A 17,291-nucleotide genomic window follows, 5' to 3' on the forward strand; every position below is an offset into this window, starting at 1 on the left:
CTTTTACCAGGTCCGGGTCAGCGGCGACGGTAGGCGAGGCCGGCGGCGACCGCGCCCGCGACGGCTCCGGCGCCGAGTACGGAGGGCACGCCGATCTTCGCTGCCTTGCGGCCGGTGCGGAAGTCGCGGATCTCCCAGCCGCGGGCGCGGGCGACGTCGCGCAGGCCCGCGTCGGGGTTGACGGCGACCGCCGTGCCGACCGCCGAGAGCATCGGGACGTCGTTCTGGGAGTCGGAGTAGGCCGTGCAGCGGCGCAGGTTCAGGCCCTCGCGGGAGGCGAGCGCGCGGACGGCGTGCGCCTTGGCGCGGCCGTGGAGCAGGTCGCCGACGAGGCGTCCCGTGTAGACACCGTTCTCGGTCTCGGCGACCGTGCCGAGCGCGCCGGTGAGGCCGAGGCGGCGGGAGATGATGGCCGCGAGTTCGATCGGGGTCGCGGTGACGAGCCACACACGCTGGCCCGCGTCGAGGTGCATCTGGGCGAGCGCGCGGGTGCCGGACCAGATCTTGTCGGCCATCAGCTCGTCGTAGATCTCTTCGCTGATCTCGGTCAGCTCGGCGACCGTACGACCGGCCACAAAGGACAGTGCCTGCTCGCGGTGGGTCTTGATGTCTTCCTTGTTCTCGCGGCCGCCGACGCGGAATTTCACCTGCTGCCACATGAAACCGGCGAGATCGGCGGTGGTGAAGAACTTGCGCGCGGCGAGGCCGCGCGCGAAGTAGAAGATCGACGCGCCCATCATCATGGTGTTGTCGACGTCGAAGAAGGCGGCGGCCGTCAGGTCCGGCGGCGCCGGCGGGGTGGGGGGCAGCGCCAGCTCGGCGGCTTCCATCGCGACGGCAGCTTCAGCCGACGCCTCGCCCGCGAGAGTGGCGAGCCGTTCGAGTTCCTGACTCTTGTCCTTGCCACGCCAAGATGACACGCACACCGCCTCAGGTCGGAAGAACCGGTCCTGTGCACAGAGTAGCGACCACGGAACCGGCCTCGCGTCAAGCCTAGGGAATGATGATAGGAGGCAAGCCCGGCAACAAGGGTGGCAGCGAGATCAACGGTGGCTGACTTGTCGTCGGTATCGGCAGCGGCGGGAACTGGGTCGGCAGGATCGGCGGCGGGACGACCGGTGGCGGCTTCACCGCGGTGCCGGACGGGGGCGCGCTCGCGCTCGTCGGGCGTGCCACGCCGGACGACGGCGAACTGGTGGACGTCAGCACCGAGGTCGGCACGGTCGGCGTCTGCTCGGGCTGGCCGGGGTCTGGTGGTGGCTTCGACGGTGCCGGTTCGCAGACGCCGGTCGCGGGCAGCATGCCGAGTTCGTCGGCCAGCCCGGTGGTGATCTGATAGCAGTTCAGCCGCCCCGACAGGTCCGTCGCCCGCTGCTCGACCTTCATCAGCGTCGGATCGGCCGCGGCGAGCCTGCCCGTGTGCTGCCGTGCCCAGTCCCGCAGCTGCGTCAGCAGCACCTGGCCGCCGTTGGCCGTCGCGAACGCGGTCAGCTGCGTGACGCCTTGGCGTGCTTCGCTCTCGAAGTCGGCGAGGCCCTCTTGGAAGGCGGGGGTGGCGGGAGTGAGCCTGGACAGCTCGTTGAGGCGGTTGGTGGCGAACTCGAGGTGCTTCTCGGCCTTCTCCTGCTCGCCGAAGGTGAGCCCGAGCTCGGCCTGCTCACCCGCGAGCTTCATGGTGTAGAGCGCGTCGCCAGGCAGAGCGTCCTTCGACATGACCATGCTCAGCCCGCCGAGCGCGATGCCGACCGTCGCCGCGGCCACGAGCACGCGGGTCATCATCCGCGGCGCGTGTTCCGGCTCCGGCTCCTCGTCGGGTGGCGCGAGGCGGCCGACGATCTCCGCGCGGATGCGGCGCTTGGTCTCCGCGTCGGGCGCGCCTGCCGCGCCGAGCGAGCGGAGGCCGCCGATCACCGCGAGTTCGGCGCCGAAGTCACCGGCTTCGGCGGGGTCGTCGAGGGCGCGAGCGAACCTTTCGCTCTCTTCGCGCTCACGTCTCAAGTCCCGCACTCCGACTCCATCACCGGCACAGTCGGAATGAGAACGATCCGGAACACCCCGGAGTTACGGCTACTGGAAAGTAGATAAAGGGAGTTAACGAATGCCGTTGGGCAGCAGCTGGGCGAGCCTGCGGACGGCACGGTGCTGCAACGCCTTGATGGCGCCTTCGTTGCGGCGCATGATCTGCGCGGTCTCGGCGACCGACAGGCCCTGCATGAACCGCAGGATGATGCATTCGCGCTGGTCATCGCCCAGTTCGGCAACGCATTTGAGCAGCTCGGTCCTGGTCGCGCGGGTGATCGCTTCCTGCTCCGGGCCCGGCTGGCCCTGCACTGTCGGCTCGGTGACCTCGTCGGTCACCACCTCCAGCCGGAACCGGCTGGACTTCACGTGGTCGAGGATCAGGTTGCGCGCGATGGTGACGAACCACGCGCCGACGTCACGGCCCTGGTAGCTGACCGAGGTGATGCGCCGCAGCGCGCGCAGGAACGTCTCGCTGGTGACGTCCTCGGCCAGGTCGCGGTCACCGAGCCGGAACAGCACGTAGCGGTAGACCACGTCGACGTAGCGGTCGTAGAGCAGGCCGAACGCGCCGGAGTCGCCCTTCTGGGCGGCCGTGACGAGTTCCCACGCTTCCGTTTTCGCGAGTTCCGGATCCTTCTTCGGGGTGGCCTTGGCAGCAGAACGCCTGATGATGTGCCCGGCCACCAGTGCGGCGGGTCCACGCATCGCGGCGACTTGCAGGCTCATCTCGAGGCACCTCCGGCGGGCTCGCCACAGTAGTCAACGCCCCCGAATCCCCGCAGGGAGTCTTGACCTGTGCGGACTGCTTCGTCAACAGCGGTCACGGTGACTCCCTTCTTGACCCTGCGTGACGAATGACACGCGGGTCCGTTTCGGCAGCATACGTGTTGTTACCGGGAAGTAGGTAGTGCTGTCCAGCTTGCGGAGGTGCGACGAAGCGCGTGTATCCCCATGACGGGGGAGGAGATGACAAACTGGCAACGGTCCCTCACGCCGAACCACGGGAGTCGATTTGAGCGTCTCGCAGCTGCTTGCCCACGCCGGGGACAACTGGCCGGACGATGTCGCGCTCATCGAGACGGGTACCGGCGGCACGCTCACCTGGGCACAGTTCGACGCCGCCGCGAACGGGCTGGCCGCGCGGCTGATCGCGGCCGGTGTCGAGCCGGGCGACCGGGTCGCGCTGCGGCTGCCGACCTCACCGGACTTCGCGGTCTCGTTCTTCGCCGCGCTGCGTGCGGGCGCGATCGTCGTCCCGATCTCGCCGCAGGCGCCCGGCCCGGAGCTGCTCCAGCTGCTCGAACACAGCGGCGCGAAGCTCGTCGTCGAGCGTGAGCCAGTTGACGGACTGCCCGACGAAGTTTCCTCCGTCGCTCCCGGTGTCGAGCCTGGTGAGCCGGTCGACGTCGGCCGCACCGGCGAGGACATCGCGGTCATCTCGTACACCTCCGGCACCACCGGCCCGCCACGCGGCGTGATGCTGTCGCACCGCGCGCTGCGCGCGAACGTCGACCAGGTGCTGCAGGCCGGGCCCGGCACGCTGGAGTGGGCCGACCGGATCCTGATCACCATCCCGCTGTTCCACGTCTACGGGCTCGGCCCCGGCCTGCTGACCGCCATCTCGGTCGGCGCGACCGTGGTGTTCGCCGAGCGCTTCGAGGCGCAGCGCACGCTCGCGGACTGCGCGACGCACCGGGTGACCGCGATCGCGGGCGTCCCGACCATGTACAGCGAGTTCGCCGCGCTGCCTGCCGAGGACCTCGCCACCGGCCTGGCGACCGTGCGCAGGCTCACTTCGGGCGCCGCGCCGCTGCACCCCAAGGTGCTCGCCGCGATCCGCCAGGCGACCGGGCTCGGCGTGTTCGAGGGCTACGGCCTCACCGAATGCGCGCCGGTCGTCACGTCCACGCTGGTCACCGGCTACCCGAAGCCCGGCTCGGTCGGCAGGCCGCTGCCCGGCATCGAGCTGCGGCTGGTCGACAGCGACGGCAAGCCGGAGCTGCCCGAAGACGAGGACGACCCGTTCGAAGACGGCTCCGGCACCGGCCTGGTGTCGATCCGCGGCGCGAACCTGTTCTCCGGGTACTGGCCCGACGGCGACCACGGGCCGGACGACGAGGGCTGGTTCCGCACCGGCGACGTCGGCTATCTCGACACCGACGGCGACCTGCACCTGGTCGACCGGGCGAACGACCTGATCATCGTCAACGGCTTCAACGTCTACCCGACCGAGGTCGAGAACATCATCAACGAGCTGCCGGAGGTCACCGAGGCCGCCGTGGTCGGTGTCGTCGACGAGCGCACCGGCGAGGCGGTCAAGGCCGTCGTCGTGCCCGCGGCGGGCGTCGCGCTGTCCGAGCAGCAGGTGATCGACCACTGCGCGGCCAAGGTCGCCGGGTACAAGGTGCCGAGGATCGTCGAATTCGTCGACGAACTGCCGCACTCGTCGACCGGGAAGCTGCGCCGGATCAAGCTACGCTGAAACCATGTCGCACCAGGTGACGGTGATGAGCCGGGAAGGCTGTTCCGCCTGCGTCAAGGCGGAGGAGGACGTCGCGCGGATCTGCGCCGAGCTCGGCGTCGAGTGGACGACGGCCGACGTCGACAGCGACCCGGAATGGCGTGCCGAGTACGGCGACCGGGTCCCGGTGATCCTGGTCGACGGTGACGAGCACAGCTACTGGTCCGTCGATGAGCCCAGGCTTCGAAAGAGTCTCGTAAGCGAGCCGTAAGGCGCTTCGGCCAACCGGGACGGCGCTCCGCTCCGAAGATGGGAGTGTGAGTGATCTGAAGACCAAGACCCGGCTCTTGCCGATCCCGCTCGGCGCGCTGGCCGGTGTGCTGGCCGCGGTCTCGGCGTTGGCCGCCGGGCATCTTGTCGCGGCTTTCGTCGGGTTGAACGCGTCGCCGTACCTCGCGGTCGGCAACGCGGCTATCGACCTGACTCCGCTGCCGGTGAAGACCTGGGCCGTCGACACGTTCGGCACGGCGGACAAGGCCGTGCTGCTGACCGGCATGGCGCTGGTGATGCTGCTGGCGGCGTGCCTGGCGGGCGTACTCTCCCGGCGCAAGCCGCTGGCCGGGCAGATCATCGTCGGGCTGTTCGGCGTCGCGGGCATCGCGGCCGTGCTGAGCAGGCCCGATCTGGGGCAGCTGGCGATCCTTGCGCCGTTCGTGAGCGTTCTTGTCGGTGTCGGGGTGTTCACTTGGCTGCATCGGATCTTGCTGCCGCAGACCTACGCCGAGCCTGCGGAAGGCACGACCCGGCGGAAGTTCCTGATCACCGGCGCCGGAGTCGCGGTCGGCGCCGGCGTGGCGGGGCTGGCCGGTCAGTCGATCGGCGCCGCCAAGGACGCCGAGGGTTCGCGCGCGACCGTCGGCAAGCTCGTCGCCGCGCGCACCGCGCCGCCGATCCCGGCCGACGCGGACTTCGCCAAGTTCGGCACGCCGCGGTTCCTGACCATGGCGCCCGAGCAGTTCTACAAGATCGACACCGCGCTCGTGGTGCCGCAGGTACGCATCGAGGATTGGAGCCTGAAGATCCACGGGATGGTGGATAGGGAGATCACCTTCTCCTACGCGGACATCCGCAACCGGCCGCTCGTGGAGCGGGTGGTGACGCTGACCTGCGTGTCGAACGAGGTCGGCGGAAACCTGATCTCCACCGGCAAGTTCATCGGCGTCGACCTGGCCGACCTGCTCAACGAGGCAGGCGTGAAGCCGGGAGCCGAGCAGCTGTTCTCGACCAGTGTCGACGGCTGGACCGCGGGCACACCGGTGCCGATCGTGCTGGACCCGAATCGCGGCGCGATGCTCGCCATCGGCATGAACGACGAGCCGCTGGCCGTCGAGCACGGCTTCCCGGCGCGGCTCGTGGTGCCGGGGCTGTACGGGTACGTGTCGGCCACGAAGTGGGTCACCGACCTGGAGCTGACTACCTGGTCCGAGCGTCAGGCGTACTGGCTAAAGCGCGGCTGGGGCCAGTTCGGGCCGATCAAGACGGAGTCGCGCATCGACCGCCCGAGCGGGTTCGCGCAGGTGGGCACCGGCCGGCTGCGCGTGTCCGGCATCGCGTGGGCGCAGCACACCGGCATCGAGCGCGTCGAGGTCAGGCTGAACCAGGGCGCCTGGCAGCAGGCCATGCTCTCAGGCGAGGTCACCAAGGACGCCTGGCGCATGTGGTGGCTCGACGTGGACGTGCCGAAGGGGACGCATCAGCTGTTCGTCCGGGCGACCGACCAGACCGGCTACACCCAGACCGAAGCCCGCGCCGACGTCGTCCCCGACGGCGCCACCGGCTGGCATTCCGTCTCGCTCGACGCCCGCTGAGCCGCGGCACGTCGCGCCTGTCGGCGTTCTTTCGCGCGTGACCTCGCTTTCGGGTGGCTGACAATTAATTCAACAAAGAGCTGACGCCCAGGCTCACGACCCCTGCGTGGCGTTCGTCATGCCGCCGACCTGTGACTTTGTGCCTGCGTTCACAAGTGGCTACCGTAGACGCGTCGGCCCCGTGCGGCGCCCGGATCGAACCGGAAGACGCTCGCCGGGTCAAGAGTCAGTTTTTGCGTTTTCGGTGAGGAGAACCGCGTGGTGTCACAGCGAGGCCGGCGCAACGGGGCCGCGGTGGCCGCCGGCACGCCGGACGCGGACAACGCGCCGACCGCCGAGATGCCCGCGGTGACCGTCGACGCCGACCCGGTGCGCGCCCGCTCGATCCCCGAGGCCGCCGTCGCCAGGCTGGCCGTCTACCTGCGGGTCCTCTCCGGGATGTCGGACCAGGGCGCGACCACGGTCGCCAGCGAGGAGCTGTCCCAAGCTGCTGGAGTCAACTCCGCCAAGCTGCGCAAAGACCTCTCGTACCTCGGTTCCTACGGCACGCGTGGCGTCGGCTACGAGGTCAGCGTGCTCATCGAGGAGATCGAACGGATACTCGGGCTGACCCGCAAGCACAAGGTCGCCGTCGTCGGGATCGGTAACCTCGGCCACGCGCTGGCCAACTACGGCGGGTTCCCCGGCCGCGGCTTCCCGGTCGAGGCGCTGTTCGACCTCGACCCCGACCTGATCGGCATCCCGGTCGGCGGCATCCCGGTCTCGCACCTCGAGGACATCGCCGCGGTGTGCGCGGAGCGGGAGATCTCCATCGGCGTCATCGCCACCCCACCGACCGCCGCGCAGTCCGTCTGCGACCGCTTGGTCGCGGGCGGCGTGCAGTGCATCCTCAACTTCGCCCCAGTCGTGCTTCAAGTGCCGTCGCATATAGAGGTACGCAAGGTCGACCTGGCCGTCGAGTTGCAGATCCTGTCCTTCCACGTGGCACGGCGGGCCGACGCGGAACTCGGAGCGAACGGAACCGGGAACGGGTACGTGATCCAGACATGAGCATTCTTGCTGTCGGCCTGTCCCACCGCAGCGCCGAACTGACCACACTCGAACGCGCGGCCATCGCGTCGCACAACCAGGGCAAGGTGCTGCACCAGCTGCAGCAGGCGCCGCACGTCAGCGAGGTCATGCTCGTCTCGACCTGCAACCGCACCGAGGTCTACGCGGTCGTCGAAACCTTCCACGGCGGACTCAACGACGTCACGGACGTGCTGGCCGCGCAGGCCGGGATGGACCAGGCCGAGCTTTACGACAGCCTGTACGTGCACTACGCGGGCGCCGCCGTCGAGCACATCTTCAACGTCGCGTCCGGACTGGACTCGATGGTCGTCGGCGAGACCCAGATCCTCGGCCAGGTGCGTTCGTCCTACGCGGAGGCTCGCGAGGCGGGCACCGTCGGCCGGACGCTGCACGAGCTGATCCAGACCACGCTGCGCGTCGGCAAGCGCGTCCACACCGAGACCGGACTTGACGCACTAGGTGCCTCAGTCGTCTCGGAATCCTTGGCCGCGGCCGGTGACCTGACCGGCGCGCACGCGCTGATCGTCGGCGCCGGTTCGATGGGCGCGCTGTCCGGTTCGCACCTGCGCAAGGCGGGCGTCGGCGGGATCACCGTCGTCAACCGCACCCAGGTCAACGCCGAGCGCCTCGCCGCGTCGATCACCGAGAACGGCGTGCCGGCGACCGCGATGCCGATGAGCGAGCTCGCCGCTGCCGTCGCGATGGCCGACGTCGTCGTCGCGTGCACCGGCTCGCAGGACGCGGTCGTGACCGTCCGGCACCTCGCCGCGCGCACCAAGCCGGTCGTCATCTGCGACCTCGGGCTGCCGCGCGACGTGGATCCGGCCGTGACGACCGTCGCCGGTGTGACGCTGGTCGACCTCGAGACCGTCCAGCGCCGCATGCGCGAGGCAGGCACCCCGACCACGGAGAAGCAGAAGGCGCGCGCCGCCGGGATCGTGCTCGACGAGGTGCGCGAGTACCTCGCCGGTCAGCGCAGCGCCGAGGTCACCCCGACGGTCACCGCGCTGCGGCGCCGTGCGGCCGAGGTGGTCGACGCCGAGCTGCTCCGCCTGGACAACCGCCTGCCCGACATGGACGTCGCGGTACGCGAAGAAGTGGGCCGCACGGTGCGCCGCGTGGTCGACAAGCTGCTCCACGCGCCGACCGTGCGGGTCAAGCAGCTGGCCGCCGAGACGGCCGACACCGATTACGCCAACGCGCTGCGTGAGCTGTTCTGTCTCGATCCGCAGGCCCCGGCCGCGGTCGCCAGCCCCACAGCAATCCCGGAAGAAGACAAGTGAGCCGAGTAATCAAGATCGGGACGCGCGGGAGCAAGCTCGCACTCGCGCAGACCGGAACGGTCGCGGACGCACTGCGCGCGACCGGCGCCGAAGTCGAACTCGTCACCGTGACCACGCCCGGTGATGTTTCGAGCGCGCCGATTCCCACGATCGGGGTCGGGGTGTTCACCTCCGCGCTGCGCGACGCGCTGCTGGCTGGCGACGTCGACGTGATCGTCCACTCCTACAAGGACTTGCCGACCGCGCCGCACGAGGGCATTTCGCTCGCCGCCGTGCCGCCGCGCGAGGACCCGCGCGACGCGCTGATCGCCCGTGACGGTCTCACTCTCGGTGAGCTGCCGCCGGGGTCCACAGTGGGCACCGGGTCCCCCCGGCGCACCGCGCAGCTGCAGGCGCTGGGCCTCGGTTTGGAAATCGTGCCGATTCGCGGCAACATTGACACCCGCATGGGCAAGGTCACGAGCGGCGAGCTGGATGCCGTGGTCCTCGCCCGTGCCGGACTGGTGCGGATCGGCCGCGGCGACGCGATCACCGAGACGCTCGACCCGATCCAGATGCTTCCCGCGCCGGCGCAGGGTGCGCTGGCGGTCGAATGCCGGTCGGCCGATGTGGACACCGAGCACCTGCTTCGGTCCACATTGGACGATGAAACGACCAGGGTGGCCGTTGCCGCCGAGCGTTCGCTGCTGGCGGCGCTCGAGGCGGGCTGCAGTGCCCCGGTCGGGGCTTTGGCGGAAGTCGTCGAGGACCTGGACGCCGAGGGCGCGGTCATCGAACGGATTTCGCTGCGCGGCACCGCTGCCGCCGAGTTCGAGGGTGGAGCGGTGGACATGCTGCGAGCCTCCGCGCTCGCGGAAAAGACTGAAGCGGTAGAGCTCGGCCGGACGCTGGCCGCCGAGCTGCTGGACCTGGGAGCCGGAGCGCTCTCCGGACCCGGTCGCACCACCCAGTAAGACGCTGAAAGATCCGGCCGGGATGGACTACGGCCGCTTACGAGGAGAAACGCAAACGATGACCCCCGCGCGTAAGACCACAGGGCGTGTCGCCTTCGTGGGCTCGGGCCCTGGTGACGCCGGTCTGCTGACCGTCCGCGCCCAGGAGCTGCTCGCCAAGGCCGAGGTCGTGGTGACCGACCCGGACGTACCCGCCGGTGTGCTGGCCTTCGCCAGCGCCGAGGCCGAGGTCCGCCCGGCCGTCGGTGAGCCGACCGAGGTTGCGAAGGACCTGACCAACGAGGCCAAGGCAGGCCGCCTGGTGCTCCGGCTCATCGCCGGTGACCCGCTGACCCAGCCCGCCGTGGTCGCCGAGGTGCAGGCCGTGTCCCGCACCAGCGCGGTCTTCGACATCATCCCGGGCGTCTCGCCCGGCGCGGCCGTCCCGGCCTACGCCGGTGTCGCGCTCGGCGGCACCCACGTCGAGGTCGATGTGCGCGAGGAGATCGACTGGGCCGCGCTGGCCAAGTCGGCCGGTCCGATCGTGCTGAACGCCACCTCGAGCCACCTGGCCGAGGCCGCGTCGCAGCTGGTCGAGCACGGCCTGCCGTCGTCGACCCCGGTCGCGGTGACCTCCAACGGCACCATCAACACCCAGCGCACCCTCGACACCACGCTGCAGTCGGTGTCGCAGGACGCCGGTGAGCTCGTCGGCCCGCTGATCGTCACCATCGGCCAGGCGGCCGGGCAGCGCTCCAAGCTGTCGTGGTGGGAGTCGCGCGCGCTGTACGGCTGGAAGGTGCTGGTGCCGCGCACCAAGGAGCAGGCAGGCGAGATGGCGGAGCGGCTTCGCGGCCACGGCGCCACGTCGCACGAGGTGCCGACCATCTCGGTCGAGCCGCCCCGCAGCCCGGCCCAGATGGAGCGCTCGGTCAAGGGCCTCGTCGACGGCCGCTACCAGTGGATCGTCTTCACCTCCACCAACGCGGTCCGCGCGGTGTGGGAGAAGTTCGAGGAGTTCGGCCTCGACGCGCGCGCGTTCTCCGGCGTGAAGATCGCCTGCGTCGGCGAGTCGACCGCGGCCAAGGTGCGCTCGTTCGGCATCATCCCCGAGCTGGTGCCGACCGGCGAGCAGTCGTCGGAGGGCCTGCTGGCCGAGTTCCCGCCGTACGACGACGTGCTGGACCCGGTCGACCGCGTGCTGCTGCCGCGCGCCGACATCGCCACCGAGACCCTGTCGGCCGGTCTGCGCGACCGTGGCTGGGAGATCGACGACGTGACGGCGTACCGGACCGTCCGTGCCGCCCCGCCGCCAGCCGAGACCCGCGAGATGATCAAGACCGGCGGTTTCGACGCGGTCTGCTTCACCTCGTCGTCGACCGTGCGGAACCTCGTCGGCATCGCAGGCAAGCCGCACACCCGCACGCTGGTCGCGTGCATCGGCCCGAAGACCGCGGAGACCGCGGTCGAGTTCGGGCTCCGCGTGGACGTCCAGCCGGAGAAGGCCGACATCCCGCACCTGGTCGACGCGCTGGCCGAGCACGCCGCTCGCCTGCGCGCCGAGGGTGCGCTGCCGCCGCCTCGCAAGGCGAAGCGCGCACGCCGTAGCTGAATGTGATTCGCAAAAAGGCCGCCTTTTCGAAGGCGGCCTTTTTGCGTTTCAGCGCTGGCTGAAAGCTGTTCCTGAGCCGTCGGATATGGCGCTAACCTGGCTCTCTTCCTGGTGAAACACACCAGGAATCGTCACTGGGGAGTGATTGTGAAACCCATTTCTCGTGCTGCCCGTATCACCGCGGCGACCGGTGCCGCGGCATTCGGATTACTCGGTTTCGCGGGCACCGCGTCGGCGGCGCAGGAGGCGGTGACCCCGTTCTCTGTCTGCAGCCCGCTCGGGTGCGACGCGCAGCGCGTCGACGGCACCGTCGAGTACCTCTCCGGCCAGAACCGGGCGCGGATCGTGGTCCGGCTGACCGACACCACGCCGCCGGAACAGTTTCTGGTCGGCAAGCTGGAGCTGGGTGGCTGGCTGGGCAACCAGAACTGGACGCTGCAGTCCAACGGCCAGTCCAAGCAGTTCGTGCTCACATCCGAGGAGATCGGACCCGCTTCGCTGGCCGTTTCCGCGTGCACCAATCCGCCATCCTCGTGCAACAAGGTGAGCGTGCCGGTTCGCTGAGTCACGGCCCCTTCCGCCTAGTCCGGCTTGGTGGAAGGGGCCCGTCAGGGCAGGCGTAACCTTGGGGGAGTGTTCCCAGAACATCGTCCCCGCAGACTCCGTGTAACCCCGGCCATGCGCAGGCTGGTGGGGGAAACCACGTTGAGGCCCCGTCAGCTGATCCTGCCGATGTTCGTGGCCGAGGGCGCGACCGAACCGCGCCCCATCGCGAGCATGCCGGGTGTCGTCCAGCACACCCGTGACTCACTCCGCAAGTCCGCCGTGGCCGCCGTCCGTGGCGGTGTCGGCGGACTGATGATCTTCGGTGTCCCCGAAAAGCACGACGCCACCGGCTCCGGCGGCATCGACGAGAACGGCATCCTCAACGTCGCGCTGCGCGACCTGCGAGCCGAACTCGGCGACGAGACCGTGCTGATGGCCGACACCTGTCTCGACGAGTTCACCGACCACGGCCACTGCGGTGTGCTCGACGTGGACGGCAACGTCGACAACGACGCCACCCTGCGCGTGTACGCCGAGATGGCCGTCGCGCAGGCGGAAGCAGGCGCGCACATGGTCGGCCCCAGCGGCATGATGGACGGCCAGGTCGGCGTCATCCGCCGCGCGCTCGACCAGACCGGGCACACCGACGTCGGCATCCTCGCCTACTCGGCGAAGTACGCGAGCGCGTTCTTCGGCCCGTTCCGCGAGGCGGTGAACTCGCAGCTCAAGGGCGACCGCAAGACGTACCAGCAGGACAGCGGCAACGCGCGCGAAGCGCTGCGCGAGATCGAGCTGGACATCGCCGAGGGCGCCGACATGGTCATGGTCAAGCCCGCACTGTCCTATTTGGACGTTGTGCGCGCCGCTGCCGAGATCTCGTCGGTTCCCGTGGCGGCGTACAACATCTCGGGCGAGTACGCGATGGTCGAGGCCGCCGCGGCCAACGGCTGGCTCGACCGCGAGCGCACGATCCTCGAGGTGCTCACCTCGATCCGCCGTGCGGGCGCCGACGTCATCCTGTCCTACTGGGCCGCCGAAGCCACCGCCTGGCTGAACGACTGAGATAAACAGCCCGGACCCGCTGAGGTAACAAGGGTCGCCTTTGTCACCTCTAGCGTGTCAAGGGCCGCCCTTGTTGAGCAGTACGCGTCTGGGGCGGCGCGAGTGGAAGATTTGCTCCGTTAGGAGCCTGTTGCTTTTTGAACTGGCTCGACATGGCTTGATGATCTTGTTGCACGTGTGGCAACTTGGGATAATTGTTGTGTGGCAAGGGATTATCGGCCGGTTGATCGTGAGCAGGAGTTTCTGTTGCCGCCGTCGATGGCGGACTGGTTGCCGGATGATCATCTGGTGTGGTTCGTGATCGCGGTGGTGGGGCGGCTGGACACGTCGGCGTTTCACGCGACGGCGAAGCGTGGTGGGGTCGGGCGGCGTGGGTATGACCCGGAGATGCTGCTGACGTTGTTCGTGTATGCGATGGCGCATGGGGTGTCCTCGTCGCGGCGGATCGAGCGGTTGTGCCTGACCGATGTGGCGTTCCGGATCATCTGCGCGCAGGACATCCCGGATCACACGGTGCTGGCCCGGTTCCGCCAGCGTCACGAGGCGGCGCTGACGGATCTGCTGACCGAGTCGCTGGTGCTGGCCGCCGAACTGGGGATGGTGTCGCTGGGGGTGGTCGCGTTCGACGGCACCAAGATCGCCGCCAACGCGAGTAAGGACGCCAACCGCACCGAGGCTCACCTGCGGAAACTGGCCGAGAAGTTCGTTGAGGAGACCGCGCAGACCGACGCGGCCGACGACGCCCGCTTCGGCGCCGACCGGCGCGGCGACGAACCACCACCGGACCTGCGTGACCGCACCCGTCGCGGTGAACGGATCACGGCCGCGCTGGAGCAGATCCAGTCCCGTCGCGACGCGGCCGAGCAGGCCGGCGAGGGGCGGGCTGAGATCGCGCGGGCCTATGACGCCGCGGTCGCCGCCGGCCTCACCCGTGGCGGGGCCCCGCCGCGAGGCGCGGACCGGGTCGCGGTGGCCCGAGCACGCCTGGACCGGGAGCGAGCCACAGCGGTGTCCCGCTGGGAGGCCTGGCACGCCCAGATGCGATCCGGCGGCGGGCGCCGCCCGTCGGGGAAAGCAGCGGTGCCGCCGGAGGATCACAGCAGGGTCCGGCGGGCCCGCGCCGCCTATGAGGCCGCGCTCTCCCGCGCTGAACAGGCCGCCGCCACCGCGAAATCCCAGACGCAGACCGACAAGTTCGTGGCGAACACGACCGACCCGCAATCACGGCTGCTCAAGACCCGCAACGGCTGGGTCCAGGGCTACAACTGCCAGACCGCGGTCAGCGACGACGAATTCCTCGTGTCCGCCCGCGCCACCCAGGACACCAACGACCTCGACCAGTTCGTGCCCACCGCCGATGATGTCCTCGCCACCGCCGGGAAGCTGGCCCGGCGCACCGGCCGCGGTGACCTCACCGTCGGCGTGATGATCGGCGACGCCGGCTACGACTCGACCGCCAACCTTGAGACCGCGGGCCCGGACCGTCTCATCGCCGATGCCAAAGGCCGCACCGTGAACACTCGAGCCGCCACCGACCCGGCCACCGGCGACCCACCCAAGAACGCCACCGCGCGGGAGAAGATGAACCACCGGCTACGCACCGCAGAAGGCGTGACCCTCTACCGACGACGCGGCGCGATGATCGAAGCACCCAACGCCTGGCTCAAAGACCGCCGCGGGCTCACCCGCTTCGCCCGCCGAGGACTCACCGCCGCCCAAGCCGAACTCTCCCTCGCCGCCGCAGTCACCAACCTGCTCAAACTCTGGACCAAGGGCATCACCACCGCCCAGATCCGCACCACCTGAACCCCACCCCGGCCCGGCCCGGTGGCCAAGCCAGAGACCGGACGATGCCGAAGACACCACAACAGCAAAAAGCAACAGGCTCTTAGATGCAGAAATCCTTCCACTCGCTCGACCCGCCCGTGGCGGTTCCGAGTACGCGGGGACGCTTGAAGCGCTCTCTATGGCACGGCCGCCCTCGCGCGGTTCCAGCCACCACACATAAGCCACGTTCATTCCGCTGAGCGTGACAAGAGCCCCGTTTGTTCCGCATCCGCCGAAGCCGCGTCACTTGCGAGTCCTTAAACCGTTGGCGTACATGCGTTTTCGGGGTTCGTTACCGCCGGATGGGGGAATCACCTCTTCCGGTGGGACGTCGCCGGGTTCGTTGACAGCAACGACAACGATCATCACTCTCGGTTAAGTGCCTCTCAGACCTCGAACCAAACCGCAGAGCTTCGAAATTCCCGAGCAGGCGCGCACGCGAGTCGATGTCGACTCGCTGATCGGCTTCGCGGCGGAGGTCTTCGCCGCGTACGGCGTCGGGCCGCTGCAGGCCAGGTGTGCCGCCGAGGCGCTGTGTTACGGCGACCTCGTCGGCCAGCCGGAGCACGGGATCGTGAACCTCACCCGCACCTACCTGCCGATGTTCGAGCAGGGCCTCATCGCGCCGGACCCGGAACCGCTGGTCATCGCCGACCGGGGCGCCGCCGCGCTGATCGACTACCGGCACGGGCTCGGCCTGTGGGCCGTCAGCCACGCCATGGACCGGGCCGTCGCCAGGGCTTCGCGCAACGGGGTCGGGCTCGTCTCGCTGCGCGGGGTGAGCCCGTTCGGCCGGGCCGGTTTCCATGCCGCCCGCGCGCTTTCGCAGGGCATGATCGGCATGGTCATGGCCACCGGGAGCGCCCGCGAGTGCGTCAATCCGCTCGGGGTCGCGGCGCCTGCCGGCGCGTATCCGTCGTTCGTGTTCGACCTGGACTCGACCGCGCAGGCAGGCGGGCTGACGTTGATGGTGGAGGTGTTCGCCGGTCTGTTGTCGGGGGTCGACGACCACGACCACGACACCGGGCTGATGGCGCTGGCCATCGCGCCGACGGCGTTGCGCAGCGCGGACGGGTTCTACCGGGCCGCGAGCGCGTTGTTCGGCAGCGTGCTGGGCTGGGAAAGCGATGTGCCGATCCGGTATCCGGGCTGGCCGGAGGCCGAGCACGCCGAGCAGTGCCGGGCGCTCGGGGTGCCGCTCGACGGGCGGACGCAGCGCGACCTCGCCACGCTGGCCGGTCGGCTCGGGCTCCGGCCGCCGCCGACCAATTAAGCTGCCCGGGTGACTGAAGAGACCGAGCAGGCCACGCCGACCGAGGTGAAGGTTTCGTTCTGGCTGTGGGTCGTCGCGGCGGTGTTCACGGTCGCGGCGTTCGTGAGCCTGTTCGTGCTCCGGCAGCACTTCATCGACGAGCAGGTGAAGAACAACGCCGACCCCAAGGCCACGGTCGACAAGATCGCCAATGGGGCCACGTACTTCCTGCTGGCGATGCTGATCGGGGCGGTCGTCATGGGTTGCCTGTTCGTGCTGTTCGCCTACAAGGCACGCGAGGGCACCCGCTCGGCGCGCACGGTGCTGACCGGGCTGCTGATAGCGGAAGCGCTCTTCCTGATCCTGTTCAAGCGCACCGGGGCCGCGTTCCTGTTCGGGCCGCTGTTCGGGCTGATCGCGCTGCTGCTGATGTACCTGCCGAAGGTGCAGCCGTACTTCCCGAAGGTCGGCCGTCAGCTGCCATGAGCGACGGAGACCGCTACAGCGAGCAGGGCGTGAGCTGGCTCGCGCTCATCTGGGGACCGGTCTTCGCGATCGTCGGCTATCTGACCGAGCTGATCGGGGGCGGGCCGAGGCACGGCCTGACCTGGATCGGCGTCGGGCTCGGCCTGGCGCTCATCACGCTGCCGTGGGCGTACGCGCGGCGGCGCTATCTGACCGTGCGCGTCACCAGGCTGGAGCTGTGGCAAGGCCGCGAGTCGTTGCCGATCGGCCAGATCAAGGAACTCGACGACGTCGGCACACCGGTCGGCGCTCGGGTGCTCGGCGGCGGCTGGACGGTGCCGCGCAAGTACGACGAGTTGCCGATCCGGCTCGACGACGGCACCGTGGTGCTGGCATGGGCCAAGGACGTCGAAGCACTGCGTGACGCGCTCAACGAAGTGAGGGGCTCCTCGTGATCGACCTTCCCCAGCCGACCGGCTCCGACCTCTGGCAGCAGCCGGACGAGCTGGCGCCGCTGCACCGGCCGGTGCGCGCGCTCGTCGCGCTCGGCGAAGTCGTCATCGCCGCGGTGCTCATCTGGCTCGGGTTCGTGTGCTGGGGCCACGCGCACACCGACCTGACGGTGATCAGCACCGACGGCGCCCGCCTGGTGTCCACCCGCTGGTTCGGCAACTGGCTCGCCGGCGCGCTCGGGCTCGGCATTTTGTCCGTGTTGTTGCTGGTTGACGCCGTTCGCCAGCTCTCGCTGTCCATCCGCGCGCGGCACCGCAAGGCCCGCCCGTCTCCCACCACCACCCTCAACGGAGGCGCTTCGCGCCGCTGACCTATTCAACAACGATCTCACAGCTGACTCACAGGGAACCCCTAGCAAACCGACAGCGGGCGGGTCG

General features: G+C 69.4%; 17 protein-coding genes. 14 read left to right on the plus strand and 3 right to left on the minus strand.

All coding sequences use genetic code 11. From position 1 onward, the window contains the following. Positions 1 to 17 precede the first annotated feature (17 nt). The 3 genes from AB5J62_RS01375 to AB5J62_RS01385 all read right to left on the minus strand — a co-directional run bounded on the left by AB5J62_RS01375 (position 18) and on the right by AB5J62_RS01385 (position 2,748). On the minus strand, positions 18 to 920 hold the full coding sequence (locus tag AB5J62_RS01375) for an HAD family hydrolase (RefSeq protein ID WP_370946272.1): 903 nt from the start codon (positions 918 to 920) through the stop codon (positions 18 to 20). Positions 921 to 993: 73 nt separating this feature from the next. Next, positions 994 to 2,007, minus strand: a complete 1,014-nt coding sequence (locus AB5J62_RS01380) for a DUF5667 domain-containing protein (RefSeq protein ID WP_370946273.1) — start codon at positions 2,005 to 2,007, stop codon at positions 994 to 996. Between the two features lie 84 nt (positions 2,008 to 2,091). Next, positions 2,092 to 2,748, minus strand: a complete 657-nt coding sequence (locus tag AB5J62_RS01385; RefSeq protein WP_370946274.1) for a sigma-70 family RNA polymerase sigma factor — start codon at positions 2,746 to 2,748, stop codon at positions 2,092 to 2,094. A gap of 286 nt (positions 2,749 to 3,034) precedes the next feature. On the opposite strand from AB5J62_RS01385, the gene AB5J62_RS01390 reads away from it, so the two are divergent. The 14 genes from AB5J62_RS01390 to AB5J62_RS01455 all read left to right on the plus strand — a co-directional run bounded on the left by AB5J62_RS01390 (position 3,035) and on the right by AB5J62_RS01455 (position 17,224). Continuing rightward, positions 3,035 to 4,504 (plus strand): AMP-binding protein, encoded by a 1,470-nt coding sequence (locus AB5J62_RS01390; protein ID WP_370946275.1) that lies wholly within the window; start codon positions 3,035 to 3,037, stop codon positions 4,502 to 4,504. A gap of 4 nt (positions 4,505 to 4,508) precedes the next feature. Beyond that, on the plus strand, positions 4,509 to 4,754 hold the full coding sequence (locus AB5J62_RS01395) for a glutaredoxin family protein (RefSeq protein WP_370946276.1): 246 nt from the start codon (positions 4,509 to 4,511) through the stop codon (positions 4,752 to 4,754). Between the two features lie 46 nt (positions 4,755 to 4,800). Beyond that, the gene (locus tag AB5J62_RS01400; RefSeq protein ID WP_370946277.1) at positions 4,801 to 6,351 is read left to right on the plus strand and encodes a molybdopterin-dependent oxidoreductase; all 1,551 of its coding nucleotides are present in this window, start codon (positions 4,801 to 4,803) and stop codon (positions 6,349 to 6,351) included. Between the two features lie 258 nt (positions 6,352 to 6,609). Continuing rightward, entirely contained in the window at positions 6,610 to 7,401 is a 792-nt protein-coding gene (locus tag AB5J62_RS01405) for a redox-sensing transcriptional repressor Rex (RefSeq protein ID WP_370946278.1), read from the plus strand. Beyond that, positions 7,398 to 8,705, plus strand: coding sequence for a glutamyl-tRNA reductase (locus AB5J62_RS01410; RefSeq protein WP_370946279.1), 1,308 nt, complete (start codon positions 7,398 to 7,400; stop codon positions 8,703 to 8,705). Before AB5J62_RS01405 ends, AB5J62_RS01410 begins: the two co-directional genes overlap by 4 nt. Then, positions 8,702 to 9,658, plus strand: coding sequence for a hydroxymethylbilane synthase (gene hemC, locus AB5J62_RS01415; RefSeq protein WP_370946280.1), 957 nt, complete (start codon positions 8,702 to 8,704; stop codon positions 9,656 to 9,658). Before AB5J62_RS01410 ends, hemC begins: the two co-directional genes overlap by 4 nt. A gap of 58 nt (positions 9,659 to 9,716) precedes the next feature. Next, a complete protein-coding gene (locus AB5J62_RS01420; RefSeq protein ID WP_370946281.1) occupies positions 9,717 to 11,249 on the plus strand; it encodes a uroporphyrinogen-III synthase in 1,533 nt (510 codons plus the stop codon). Positions 11,250 to 11,396: 147 nt separating this feature from the next. Beyond that, on the plus strand, positions 11,397 to 11,813 hold the full coding sequence (locus tag AB5J62_RS01425) for a hypothetical protein (protein WP_370946282.1): 417 nt from the start codon (positions 11,397 to 11,399) through the stop codon (positions 11,811 to 11,813). Positions 11,814 to 11,882: 69 nt separating this feature from the next. Continuing rightward, a complete protein-coding gene (gene hemB / locus AB5J62_RS01430) occupies positions 11,883 to 12,857 on the plus strand; it encodes a porphobilinogen synthase (RefSeq protein WP_370946283.1) in 975 nt (324 codons plus the stop codon). A 201-nt stretch (positions 12,858 to 13,058) separates the two neighbouring features. Further along, positions 13,059 to 14,663: a transposase gene (locus AB5J62_RS01435; protein WP_370946284.1), complete on the plus strand. Its 1,605-nt coding sequence runs from the start codon at positions 13,059 to 13,061 to the stop codon at positions 14,661 to 14,663. Positions 14,664 to 15,063: 400 nt separating this feature from the next. After that, positions 15,064 to 15,957 (plus strand): Ldh family oxidoreductase, encoded by an 894-nt coding sequence (locus AB5J62_RS01440; RefSeq protein ID WP_370946285.1) that lies wholly within the window; start codon positions 15,064 to 15,066, stop codon positions 15,955 to 15,957. Between the two features lie 9 nt (positions 15,958 to 15,966). Further along, positions 15,967 to 16,422: a hypothetical protein gene (locus tag AB5J62_RS01445; RefSeq protein ID WP_370946286.1), complete on the plus strand. Its 456-nt coding sequence runs from the start codon at positions 15,967 to 15,969 to the stop codon at positions 16,420 to 16,422. After that, complete coding sequence (locus AB5J62_RS01450; RefSeq protein WP_370946287.1) at positions 16,419 to 16,856, plus strand: hypothetical protein; 438 nt, start codon at positions 16,419 to 16,421, stop codon at positions 16,854 to 16,856. Before AB5J62_RS01445 ends, AB5J62_RS01450 begins: the two co-directional genes overlap by 4 nt. Then, a complete protein-coding gene (locus tag AB5J62_RS01455; RefSeq protein ID WP_370946288.1) occupies positions 16,853 to 17,224 on the plus strand; it encodes a hypothetical protein in 372 nt (123 codons plus the stop codon). The genes AB5J62_RS01450 and AB5J62_RS01455 overlap by 4 nt, the downstream gene beginning before the upstream one ends. Positions 17,225 to 17,291 lie beyond the last annotated feature (67 nt).

It is taken from the genome of Amycolatopsis sp. cg5 (assembly GCF_041346955.1).
GTDB lineage: Bacteria > Actinomycetota > Actinomycetes > Mycobacteriales > Pseudonocardiaceae > Amycolatopsis.